The sequence below is a fragment of the Streptomyces barkulensis genome, assembly GCF_002843305.1.
In the GTDB taxonomy this organism is placed as follows: domain Bacteria; phylum Actinomycetota; class Actinomycetes; order Streptomycetales; family Streptomycetaceae; genus Streptomyces; species Streptomyces barkulensis.
The window spans coordinates 1-11,107 of sequence record NZ_PGSG01000053.1 but is presented as its reverse complement, the minus strand read 5'-3'; the positions used below and the strand labels follow the sequence as shown (position 1 = coordinate 11,107).

The window sequence follows — 11,107 nt, the reverse complement described above, 5'->3', positions numbered from 1 at the left end:
GACCGGCAAGGCCGGCAAAGGGGCCGAGGGCGGCCCGCCGCCGTCCGCAGGCCCCGTGGGGCCCGTACCGTCGCGTCGACGGTACGGGCCCCACGCCCGTGGTACCGACGCACACCATCAGGCCCCGACAGGAGACGGCCATGTACTTCACCGACCGCGGTATCGAGGAGCTGGCGCAGCGGCGCGGCGAGGAGGAGGTCACCTTCGAGTGGCTCTCCGAGCAGCTGCGGACCTTCGTCGACCTCAATCCGGACTTCGAGGTGCCCGTGGAGCGGCTGGCGACCTGGCTGGCGCGCCTGGACGACGAGGACGAGTGACGGCGGGCGGCCCGCGCGCCCGCGGTGCGGCTGTGCCCTCTCCTTGACTTCCCGCCACCGCGATATATCGTGTCTTGCCAGGGACGCGATATGTCGTCGTACGCCGATGCAGGGGAGGCCGCCGTGCCAGGCCGGTCCGAGTGGTCCGTGGACGCGCCGTGCGGGCTCGTCTTCGAGGAGGACGTCCACACCCTGCGGGTGCGCGTCGTGGGCGGCGCGGTGAACGTCGTCGGCACCGACGCCCCGCCCGCCAGGCTGGAGGTCGGGGCCGTCACCGGTCCCCCGCTGGCCGTCCGGCTGGAGGACGGCACGCTCACGGTCGCCTACGACGACCTGCCCTGGAAGGCGTTCCTCACCCTCCTGGACGGCGATGCCCGGCGGCACAGCGCCGACGTCTCGCTCGCCGTGCCCGCCGGCGTCCGGGTCGAGGTCGGCGTGGTCGGGGCCGACGCCATGGTCACCGGCATCGAGGGGGGCACCGAGGTACGGGGAGTCACCGGCAACGTCACGCTGGTGGGCCTGCGCGGCGACGCGCGGGCCGACACGGTCTCCGGCGACGTGCAGGCGCAGGGCGTGACGGGGGGCCTGCGCTTCAACTCCGTCTCCGGCGATCTGACGGTCATCGACGGCGGCGGCTCGCCGGTGCGGGCCGACTCCGTCAGCGGCGACATGGCGGTCGACCTGGCCCCGGCGCGGGAGCGGCGGCGCACCGACGTCCGGCTGAGTTCCGTGTCGGGCGGGATAGCCCTGCGGCTGCCGGAGCCGGCCGACGCCGCCGTGGAGGCGGGCACCGCCGCGGGCGCCGTCTCCTGCGCCTTCGAGGAGCTGCGGATCTCGGGGCAGTGGGGCACCAGGCGTGTCACCGGCACCCTCGGCACGGGCGACGGACTGCTGCGGGCCACCACCGTCTCCGGCTCGATCGCCCTGCTGCGCCGCCCGGAGCCGGAAGCCGGCGAGGAGGCCGGCGCCCCCTTCGCGACCGGCGGCACACCCTCGCCGGCCGAGCCCTCCCCCCGTAAGGACGTGTGACATGCCCCCCGTCTTCGCCCACGGCCGACTGCGCCTGTACCTGCTGAAGCTGCTCGACGAGGCGCCGCGCCACGGCTACGAGGTGATCCGGTTGCTGGAGGAGCGCTTCCAGGGGCTGTACGCGCCCTCGGCCGGCACCGTCTACCCGCGGCTGGCCAAGCTGGAGGCCGAGGGGCTGGTCAGCCACACCACCGAGGGCGGCCGCAAGGTCTACTCGCTCACCGACGCCGGCCGCGCCGAACTCGCCGACAGGCAGGGCGAGCTGACCGAGCTGGAGCTGGAGATCCACCGGTCGCTGGCGGCGCTGGCCGCCGATATCCGCGAGGACGTCAGCGGTGCGGCCGGCGACCTGCGCCGCGAGATGCGCGAGGCGGCCGAGCGGGCCCGCGGAGCCGGGCGGACTCCGGGCGCCGAAGGAGGCGAAGGCTCCGGGGGCGGCGGCACGTCCGCGCCCGGCTGGGAGAAGGCGTGGGAGAGCGTCCGGGAGGACTCCCGGGCCGACGAGGACACACTGCGGGCCGCGCGCGAGGAGATGCGCCGGGCCGGTGAGCAGTGGAAGGAGCAGGCCCGCCGCGCCCGCCAGGAGGCCCAGCAGGCCCGGCTCCAGGCGCGCAGGGCCCGGCAGGCGCGGGACGCCGCCCGCCAGGAGGCCGAGCGGATCGCCCGCCAGGTCCAGGAGCAGGTCCAGTCACACGTCCAGCAGGGCGACTGGCAGGGCGCGGTGCGCGCGGGCATGTCGGAACTGGGCAGGCACCTGGGCGGTCTGGGAGGCCTGAGCGGTCTGGGAGACCTGGGCGGCACGGGCGGCCGGGCCGCGCCCCGGCCGAAGCGGGCGGAGCCGGACGAACGGGCGGGCGCGGCGCGGGCGGCGGCCCCGGAGTGGGCCGAGGAGCCCGCCACGCCGTCCGGCGACCCCCGGCGCGATCTGGAGCGGCTGCTGGACCGGTTCCGCGACGACGTGCGGGACGCGGCCCGCGACCACGGCGTGGACGAGGAGCGGCTGCGCGAGGCCCGCCGCCATCTGTCGACGGCGGCGGCCCGCATCGTCTCCCTACTGCGCTCGCCCGGCCCGGGCGGCACGGACGGCCCGAGCGGCACGGGCGACCCGGGGGCGTAGGGAATTCGGCGGTCCGCCTCCCCGGGAACGGTGGCGGGCCGCCGGAACGTCAGACCGTCAGACCGTCAGACCGTCAGGACGATCTTGCCGAAGAGGTCGCCCGCCGCCATCTTCTCGAAGCCCTCGCGGGCCCGGTCCAGCGGCAGCGTGGAGTCGATCACCGGGCGGACGCCCTTGGCCGCGCAGAAGTTCAGCAGCCCGGCCAGCTCCTCCTTGGACCCCATCGTGGAGCCGACGACCTTCAGCTCCAGGAAGAAGATCCGGTTCAGCTCGGTGGCCGGCGGGTTCGGTCCGCTGGTGGCGCCCGAGATGACCAGCCTGCCGCCGGGCTTGAGGGACTTCACCGAGTGGGACCAGGTGGCGGCCCCGACCGTCTCGATCACCGCGTCCATCCGGTGCGGCAGCCGTGCGCCGCTCTCGAACGCCGCCTCGGCGCCCAGTTCCTCGGCCCGCCTGCGCTTGGCCTCGTCCCGGCTGGTGGCGAAGACCCGCAGGCCCGCCGCGGCGCCCAGCACAATGGCGGCCGTGGCGACGCCGCCGCCCGCGCCCTGCACCAGGACGGAGTCCCCGGGGCGCACCTCGGCGTTGGTGAAGAGCATCCGGTACGCGGTCAGCCAGGCCGTCGGCAGGCAGGCCGCCTCCTCGAAGGAGAGCTCCTTCGGCTTGGGCAGGACGTTCCACTGCGGTACGGCGACCCGCTCGGCGAAGGTGCCCTGGTACTTCTCGGTCAGGATCGAGGGCCGCTCGCGCGGCCCGACCCCGTGCCCGGTCGCGCCGATGACGGAGTAGAGCACGACCTCGTTGCCGTCGGCGTCCACCCCGGCCGCGTCGCAGCCGAGGATCATCGGCAGTGACTCCTCGTCCAGGCCGACGCCGCGCAGGGACCACAGGTCGTGGTGGTTGAGGGACGCCGCCTTGACGTCGACGGTCGTCCAGCCGAGCGGAACGTCCGGCTCCGGACGCTCGCCCAGCTCCAGTCCGGTCAGCGGCTTGTCTCGGTCGATGCGCGCGGCATAGGCAGCAAACATGATCCAAACCCTAGGCCGAGCCGGGCCGCCGCGAAACAGGACGGCCGTGTGACACTCGCCGCCGGCCCGCACGGACGGCCGGGTGGACAGCCGGGCGGCGCGGACGACGCCGGAAAGGCGAAAAGGGCGGTGCGGGCCCCGGTCCGGGATCCGCACCGCCCTCGCGACGGCGTCCGCCTCTCAGAGGACCTTCGACAGGAACGCCTTCGTCCGCTCGTGCTGCGGATCGGTCAGCACATCGCGCGGATGGCCCGACTCCACGACCACGCCGTCGTCCATGAAGACCAGCGAGTCGCCGACCTCCCGGGCGAAGCCCATCTCATGGGTGACGACGACCATCGTCATGCCGTCCTCGGCCAGCCCGCGCATGACGTCCAGCACCTCGCCGACCAGCTCCGGGTCGAGCGCCGAGGTGGGCTCGTCGAAGAGCATCAGCTTGGGCTCCATCGCCAGCGCGCGGGCGATGGCCACCCGCTGCTGCTGGCCGCCGGAGAGCTGGGAGGGGTAGTTGTCGGTCCGGTTGCCGAGTCCGACCCGCTCCAGCAGCTTCAGGGCCCGCTCCCGGGCCGCCGTCTTCGACTCGCCCTTGACCTGGACGGGCGCCTCTATGACGTTCTCCACCGCGGTCATGTGCGGGAAGAGGTTGAAGCGCTGGAAGACCATGCCGATGTCGCGGCGCTGGGCGGCGACCTCGCGCTCCTTGAGCTCGTAGAGCTTGTCGCCCTTCTGCCGGTAGCCGACCAGATGGCCGTCGACCGACAGCCGCCCGGCGCTGATCTTCTCCAGGTGGTTGATGCAGCGCAGGAAGGTGGACTTGCCGGAGCCGGACGGGCCGACCAGGCAGAACACCTCGCCCGCGGCGACCTCCAGGTCGATGCCCTTGAGGATGTGGGCGTGGCCGAAGGACTTGTGGACGCCCTCCGCCTTCACCATCGGGACAGCTGGGGTGGTCATACCGTCTTCCCTCCCACCCGGCTCGGCGTGCGGAACGAGGTGAGGCTCCCGCGCACCCGCTGCCACGGCGTGGGCGGCAGGTTGCGGGACGAGCCGCGCTGGAAGTAGCGCTCCAGGTAGAACTGGCCGACGCTGAAGATCGTGGTGAGGATCAGGTACCAGATGGTCGCCACCAGCAGCAGCTCCATCACCTCCAGGTTGCGCGAGGAGATCCTGGTGGCGGAGAACAGCAGCTCGCTGTATTGGATGGCGTAGGCCAGCGACGAGGTCTTGAGCATGTTGATGAACTCGTTGCCCGTCGGCGGGATGATGACCCGCATGGCCTGCGGCAGCACGATGCGGCGCATGGTGCGCGAGCCGGTCATGCCGAGCGCGTGGGCCGCCTCGGTCTGGCCCTCGTCCACCGACTGGATGCCCGCGCGGCTGATCTCGGCCATGTAGGCGGCCTCGTTCAGGCCCAGGCCCAGCAGCGCGGCGAGGAACGGCGTCATCACGTCGTTCATCTCGTCGCGGTAGAAGCCCAGGTCCAGGATCGGGAAGATCAGCGCCAGGTTGTACCAGATCAGCAGCTGCACCAGGACGGGGGTGCCACGGAAGACCCAGATGTAGCCCCAGGCGACGGACGACATCACCGGGTTCTTCGACAGCCGCATCACCGCGAGGACGGTGCCGAGCACCACGCCCATGAACATGGCGAGCAGGGTGATCCACAGGGTGTTGACCGCACCGGTGAGGATCGTCTCGTGGTTGAGGTAGCGCCCCACCGTCGGCCAGGTGATGTCGGCGTTGACGAAGGCCGCCACCACCAGGCCGAACAGGACGAGCACGATCGCGGCGCTTATCCAGCGGCCGTAGTGGCGCACCGGGATGGCCTTGACGGCCTCGGGCGGCACCGGGGAGCTCTTGGCCACCGGTGCCGCACCGCCCGCCCCGGCTCCACCGCCCTCGGTGTTGGAGGCCGGCACCGGCGCGGATGGTGCCTTGTCTTCAGGTTCGGACACGGAGAGTTACCTTTGCTGTGGAACTACGGAGGTTCGCTGCGGCTCACTTACCGCCGTTGACGGTGGCCTCCTCGACTCCGGCGTCGGTGACCTCCCACTTCTCCAGCACCTTCTGGTACTCGCCGTTCTCGATGATGGCGTCCAGGGCCGCCTTGATGGCGTCGCGCAGCTCGGTGTTCTCCTTGCTGACGGCGATGCCGTAGGGGGCGGCGTCGATCTGGTCGCCGACGACCTCGAAGTCCTCACCGCCACCGGAGGTCTTGGCGTTGTACGCGGCGACCGGGTAGTCGTTGATGTCTGCGACCGCGCGGCCCTGCTTGACCTGGAGGAGGGCCTCGGTGTCCTTGTCGAAGGCGAGGATCTTGATCGGCTTGTCGCACTTCTCGCTCTGCGTCTCGGCGAGCTCCTCGTTCGCCGTGCCGCGCTGGAGCGCGACGGTCTCGCCGCAGAGGTCCTCCAGGGACTTGATGCCCTCCGGGTTGCCCTTCTTGACCAGGATCGTGGAGCCGGCCCGGAAGTAGTCGACGAAGTCGACGCCCTCTCCGACCTTCTCGCCCTTGTCGTCCAGGCCTTCCTGGCGCTGCTTGGTGTCGGTCATCGCCGACATGATGATGTCGTGGCGGCCGGAGTTCAGACCGGTGATCAGCCCGTCGAAGGTGCCGTTGCCGAACTCCAGCTCGACGCCGAGCTGCTTCTCCAGGGCCTCGGCGATGTCCGGGTCGATACCGGCGATTTCGTCGTTCTCGTCGTAGAACTCGACCGGCGCGTAGGCGATGTCCGAGCCGACCTTGATGACGCCGGCGGACTGGATGTCCTTGGGGAGCTTGTCGAACAGCGGCGCCTCGGAGCTCTTGGCCTCGCCGCCGCCCCCCTTGCCGCCCTCGTCGGTCTGGTCCCCGCACGCGGTCAGCAGCAGGGAGCCGGTGATCGCGACGGCCGCGGCGGCGGCCAGGCGCCGGCGCGCGGACGGCCTGCGGGAGCCCTCCACCGAGGGCAGGGGGCGGTCGGTGCGTGCGGTCATGAGGGGGTCCTCCTGCGGGGTGATGTGGAGTGTCCGGGGTCGTCCGGGCACGCCCGGGGCGCGCGGCGACACTGCGTGATGTGGGCATCTTGCCATCCGGACACCCGAGGCCAGGATGCCTGGCATGTCAAAATCGGATAACGGGCGACCGGGAACGATCGGCGCCAGGCGAGACGTATGCCACAGCCCGCCCGATCGTCCGCTCCGCTCGAATGAGCGGAGGCGTGCACACAGGGGGAGAGCTTCGTCACTCCCCTCCCGGGGTGTCGATCGGCCTTCCACCCTCTCTACAGGCCCTTTGCCCAGGATGCCCCATGTCCGGCGTACTTCGCGGGCAGCCGGTGAGACGGAAGACATTCGTGCGTGGTGGTGCTCATCCGGTAGAAAGAGCAGTTACACCCCTCACCCGGGGACCAGGGCGTGAGTGCGACGCGCCCGGCGTCCGTTACCACCTCGACGGCGGCCCCATCCGCCGGAGAGGCCGCGGACGTGGTGCCCGCCCGCGCCTCGACCAGGCAGCGGCCACCCTCGATCAGGAATTTCAGCAAAGGGGTCAAACAGTGGCAGCGGAGATCGTCAATTCCCAGGGCGAGCTGGACGGCGGCGTCGAGTCGGCCATCGATCCGGCGTTCGCCCTGCACCGCGGCGGCAAGATGGCGGTCCGGGCGACCGTGCCGGTGCGGGACGCGGACGACCTTTCCCTGGCCTACACGCCGGGTGTGGCCAAGGTGTGCAGCGCCATCGCCGAGCAGCCGGAACTGGTCCACGACTACACCTGGAAGTCGCAGGTCGTCGCGGTCGTCACGGACGGCACCGCGGTGCTGGGCCTGGGCGACATCGGCCCGCAGGCGTCGCTGCCGGTGATGGAGGGCAAGGCGATCCTCTTCAAGCAGTTCGGCGGCGTGGACGCGGTCCCGATCGCGCTGGACTGCACCGACGTGGACGAGATCGTGGAGACCGTCGTCCGGCTGGCGCCCTCCTTCGGGGGCGTCAACCTGGAGGACATCTCCGCTCCGCGCTGCTTCGAGATCGAGCGCAGGCTCCAGGAGCGCCTTGACATCCCGGTCTTCCACGACGACCAGCACGGCACGGCGGTCGTCACGCTCGCCGCGCTGCGCAACGCCGCCCGGCTGCGCGGGGTCGCGCTCGGCGAGCTGCGCGCGGTCATCTCCGGGGCCGGTGCGGCCGGGGTGGCCATCGCACGGATCCTGGTGGAGGCCGGCATCGGCGACGTGGCGGTCTGCGACCGCAAGGGCATCGTCTCGGCCGACCGCACCGACCTCACCGACGTCAAGCGGGAGCTGGCGGGCTTCACCAACAAGGCCAAGCTGAGCGGATCGCTGGATTCCGCGATGGACGGCGCGGACGTCTTCATCGGCGTGTCCGGCGGCACGGTCCCCGAGGAGGCCGTCGCGAGGATGGCGAAGGACGCCTTCGTCTTCGCCATGGCCAACCCCACTCCGGAGATCCACCCGGACGTCGCCCGTAAGTACGCCTCGGTCGTCGCCACCGGCCGCAGCGACTACCCGAACCAGATCAACAACGTCCTCGCCTTCCCCGGCATCTTCGCCGGCGCCCTCCAGGTGCGGGCCTCGAAGATCACCGAGGGTATGAAGCTGGCCGCCGCCGAGGCGCTGGCCGCGGTGGTCGCCGACGAGCTGAGCGCCGACTGTGTGATCCCCTCCCCGTTCGACGAGCGGGTCGCCCCGGCGGTGACCTCCGCCGTCGCCGCCGCCGCCCGCGCGGAGGGCGTGGCGCGGCGCTGAGCGCCGGCTGAGCGCCCACTGTGTGACACGGCCGCGGGGGGCGGTACGGGACCAGGCCCGTACCGCCCCCCGCAGCCTTTCCACCCGCGAGCCGTCTCCGGGCCGCCGGCCCGGTCACTTCAGGCCGAGCACCATCGCGTCGGCCGGCGACGCCCACACCGTCCGCGCCTCGGCGAAGCCCGCCGCGCGCAGCGCCTCCATGTGCCAGGCCGCGGACTGCGTCTCACCGTCGGCGTGGTCCCCCGCCACCGGGTCGCCGAAGATCCGGAAGCGCTCGGCGGCCGGCTCGGCCAGCACCGGGTCGGCGGCGGCCGCCGCCCACCAGTCCGCCCAGTCCTGGGTGCCCGCGGCCTTCTCCCGCTCGCGCCGCGCCCGGTGGAAGGCGTTCACGGCCTCGTTGATCCGGGGCGTGGCGGGGTCGGGCATGTGGTCGGCGTTGATCAGGACCCCGCCGTCCCTCAGGACGCCCGCGAGCCGCCCGTACAGCGCCCGCAGTTCGTCGGTGCGCAGCCAGTGCAGCGCGGTGGAGGTGAGCACGGCGTCGTACGACCGGTGCGGCAGGGCGTCCGTCCACCGCGGGTCGCGCAGGTCCGCGGTGACGAACGCGGCGCGGGGCTCGGCGGCGAAGTGGCCGCGCGCGATGGCCAGCAGGGCCGGGTCCAGATCGACCCCGGTGCCGGCGGCCCCGGGGAACCGGCGCAGCAGCCGACCGGTGATGCTCCCCGTGCCGCAGGCCAGGTCCAGCACCTTCGGCTCGGTCCCCACCAGCGCCTCGACGGCGTCGAGCATCGCCGCGAAGCGCTCCTCCCGGTCGGGCAGGTACCACTCCTGCTGCCGGTCCCAGCTCTCCTGCCAGTGCCTCCACCGCTCGCCCTCGGCCGTGCCCGCCGGCTCGCCCGACCCCGTCCCGGTCTCCGTGTCCGCCCGTGTCACGACAGCCTCCCGCACCCTGGATACGTAATAGCCTGTACCGAGAGGCAACCCTTACCCACCCCTCTCCCCGACCATAGAGCGCGCCCGTAAGGACCACAAGTGGAACTGAACTATTACTCGGACTTCGCGGTGCGGCTGGTCAACACCGAGCAGCCGCGGCGAGGCGAGGACACGCTCACCTCCGTGGAGGCCGTACGCGCCCTCTTCGGACCGGGCCAGAGCGCCGCGCGGCGCGCCACGGAGGCCGACGTGACCCGGCTGCGGGGAGTGCGCACCCGGCTGCGCGCGGTCTTCACGGCCGCCTCGGAAGGCGACGAAACCAGGGCCGTGGACCTGCTCAACGCCCTGCTGCTGGAGTTCCCGGCCAGCCCGCAGATCTCCGGCCACGGCCATCTGGACGACGCCGGCCGCCCCCGCTGGCACATGCACCTGGCCGACCACCCCGCCAACGCCACCGCCGGATACGCGGCCGTCGCCTGCATGGGCCTGGCCTTCCACCTCACCGACCTGGGCGTGGACCGGCTGGGCGTCTGCCAGGCCGACCCCTGCCGCAACGCCTACCTGGACACCTCGACCAACCGCTCCCGGCGCTACTGCTCCGACCGCTGCGCCACCCGCGCCAACGTCGCCGCCTACCGGGCCCGCAAACGCCTGGAGAGCAGCGGCCGCAGCGCCGAGAAGACCCAGCCCAGCAACGCCCCCGGGGTGCGCTGAACCCGCCGCAGGGGCCGCAGCCGCATCCACGCCCGCGCCACCACGAGCTCGTCGGGCACCACCCCGAACTCGCGGCTGTCGTTGCGCACCGACGGGTTGTCGCCCCGCACCCACCAGCCGCCGTCCCGCCGCTCCACGGCCCGCTTGACGATCAGCAGGTCGTGCTGGAAGGGATGCCGCACCACGACCACGTGCCCGGGCCGCACCGCTCCCCCGTAGCGCACCACCAGCAGATCGCCGGGGCGCAGCGTCGGCTCCATCGACGGGTTGTAGACCTCGGCCAGCCCGGTCCGCAGCAGCCCGCGGCCCTCCTGCTCGTCCGCCCGCTCCGGCATCCGCCGTACCTCCCGGTCCCGTGCTCGCCCCTGCGCCCTGCCCGTGTACCCCCCTGGTCCCCGCATCCCTCGGACTTTTGTCCCAGGGATGCGGGGGCACACGCGAAAAGGCGCTCCTCACGGAGTAATCTCGCACGTGAGAAGACGATCACGAGGAAGGACAGCTCTATGCTCTCCCGCCTGTTCGCCCCGAAGGTGAAGGTCAGCGCCCACTGCGACCTTCCCTGCGGCGTCTACGACCCGGCCCAGGCCCGCATCGAGGCCGAGTCGGTCAAGGCCATCCAGGAGAAGTACCAGGCGAACGACGACCCGCACTACCGGGCTCGTGCGACGTACATCAAGGAGAACCGGGCCGAGCTCGCCAAGCACCACATCTCGGTGCTGTGGAGCGACTACTTCAAGGCCCCGCACTTCGAGAAGTACCCGCAGCTCCACCAGCTGGTGAACGACGCCCTCAAGGCCGCCTCGGCCGCCAAGGGCTCCACCGACCCGGCCACGGGCCAGAAGCTGCTGGACCTCATCGCCGAGATCGACAAGATCTTCTGGGAGACCAAGAAGGCCTGACCCGGGTTCCGGGGCCCGTCCCCGGCCCGTCCAGGACCCACCGGTCCTTCCTTCCGCGCCCGGCCCGCCAGTTCCCCACCCGGAACCCGCGGGCCGGGCGCGGCCCTTTCTCCGGGCTCAGACGGACGCGGGTCCGCCTCCGCCACAGCCGGCAGCGCGACAACCACCACTGGTCGCAGGACGCCCAGGAGCGGATGAGTTCGCCGGCGCTGTCCCTGCCGAAGCGGTTGCCCGGGCAGGATCCACTCCGTAGCCCCGTCGGCATGGGTACCGTTCTCGTGACGAGGCTCGACCGGCCGCAGCCACCACCTCCTGCCGACCGCTTGAG

At 72.1% G+C, this 11,107-nt stretch carries 12 protein-coding genes; 6 read left to right on the top strand and 6 right to left on the bottom strand.

The genetic code is table 11. From position 1 onward, the window contains the following. Positions 1-140: 140 nt before the first annotated feature. The 3 genes from CUT83_RS30290 to CUT83_RS10605 all read left to right on the top strand — a co-directional run bounded on the left by CUT83_RS30290 (position 141) and on the right by CUT83_RS10605 (position 2,463). On the top strand, positions 141-317 hold the full coding sequence (locus CUT83_RS30290) for a DUF6104 family protein (protein WP_093847737.1): 177 nt from the start codon (positions 141-143) through the stop codon (positions 315-317). 123 nt (positions 318-440) lie between these two features. Then, positions 441-1,346, top strand: a complete 906-nt coding sequence (locus CUT83_RS10610) for a DUF4097 family beta strand repeat-containing protein (protein ID WP_240957925.1) — start codon at positions 441-443, stop codon at positions 1,344-1,346. 1 nt (position 1,347) lies between these two features. Then, on the top strand, positions 1,348-2,463 hold the full coding sequence (locus CUT83_RS10605; RefSeq protein WP_101255609.1) for a PadR family transcriptional regulator: 1,116 nt from the start codon (positions 1,348-1,350) through the stop codon (positions 2,461-2,463). Between the two features lie 65 nt (positions 2,464-2,528). On the opposite strand, the gene CUT83_RS10600 is transcribed toward CUT83_RS10605, so the two are convergent. The 4 genes from CUT83_RS10600 to CUT83_RS10585 form a co-directional block, all read right to left on the bottom strand. Continuing rightward, positions 2,529-3,491, bottom strand: a complete 963-nt coding sequence (locus CUT83_RS10600) for a zinc-binding dehydrogenase (RefSeq protein ID WP_101255608.1) — start codon at positions 3,489-3,491, stop codon at positions 2,529-2,531. A gap of 180 nt (positions 3,492-3,671) precedes the next feature. Beyond that, complete coding sequence (locus CUT83_RS10595; RefSeq protein ID WP_101255607.1) at positions 3,672-4,445, bottom strand: amino acid ABC transporter ATP-binding protein; 774 nt, start codon at positions 4,443-4,445, stop codon at positions 3,672-3,674. Then, a complete protein-coding gene (locus tag CUT83_RS10590; RefSeq protein WP_101255606.1) occupies positions 4,442-5,446 on the bottom strand; it encodes an amino acid ABC transporter permease in 1,005 nt (334 codons plus the stop codon). Before CUT83_RS10590 ends, CUT83_RS10595 begins: the two co-directional genes overlap by 4 nt. Positions 5,447-5,489: 43 nt before the next feature. Continuing rightward, a complete protein-coding gene (locus CUT83_RS10585; RefSeq protein ID WP_240957924.1) occupies positions 5,490-6,467 on the bottom strand; it encodes an ABC transporter substrate-binding protein in 978 nt (325 codons plus the stop codon). A 560-nt stretch (positions 6,468-7,027) separates the two neighbouring features. Here CUT83_RS10585 and CUT83_RS10580 point away from each other — a divergent pair. Further along, complete coding sequence (locus tag CUT83_RS10580) at positions 7,028-8,233, top strand: NAD(P)-dependent malic enzyme (RefSeq protein ID WP_101255604.1); 1,206 nt, start codon at positions 7,028-7,030, stop codon at positions 8,231-8,233. A 114-nt stretch (positions 8,234-8,347) separates the two neighbouring features. Here the strand turns inward: CUT83_RS10580 and CUT83_RS10575 are convergent, their stop codons facing one another. Then, on the bottom strand, positions 8,348-9,166 hold the full coding sequence (locus tag CUT83_RS10575) for a class I SAM-dependent methyltransferase (RefSeq protein ID WP_158238994.1): 819 nt from the start codon (positions 9,164-9,166) through the stop codon (positions 8,348-8,350). Positions 9,167-9,265: 99 nt separating this feature from the next. Between CUT83_RS10575 and CUT83_RS10570 the strand changes: the two genes are divergently transcribed. After that, on the top strand, positions 9,266-9,880 hold the full coding sequence (locus CUT83_RS10570; protein ID WP_101255603.1) for a CGNR zinc finger domain-containing protein: 615 nt from the start codon (positions 9,266-9,268) through the stop codon (positions 9,878-9,880). On the opposite strand, the gene sodX is transcribed toward CUT83_RS10570, so the two are convergent. After that, positions 9,799-10,215, bottom strand: a complete 417-nt coding sequence (sodX, locus tag CUT83_RS10565) for a nickel-type superoxide dismutase maturation protease (RefSeq protein ID WP_101255602.1) — start codon at positions 10,213-10,215, stop codon at positions 9,799-9,801. The genes CUT83_RS10570 and sodX overlap by 82 nt on opposite strands. A 168-nt stretch (positions 10,216-10,383) precedes the next feature. On the opposite strand from sodX, the gene sodN reads away from it, so the two are divergent. Beyond that, positions 10,384-10,779, top strand: a complete 396-nt coding sequence (sodN, locus tag CUT83_RS10560; RefSeq protein WP_093661405.1) for a superoxide dismutase, Ni — start codon at positions 10,384-10,386, stop codon at positions 10,777-10,779. Positions 10,780-11,107 lie beyond the last annotated feature (328 nt).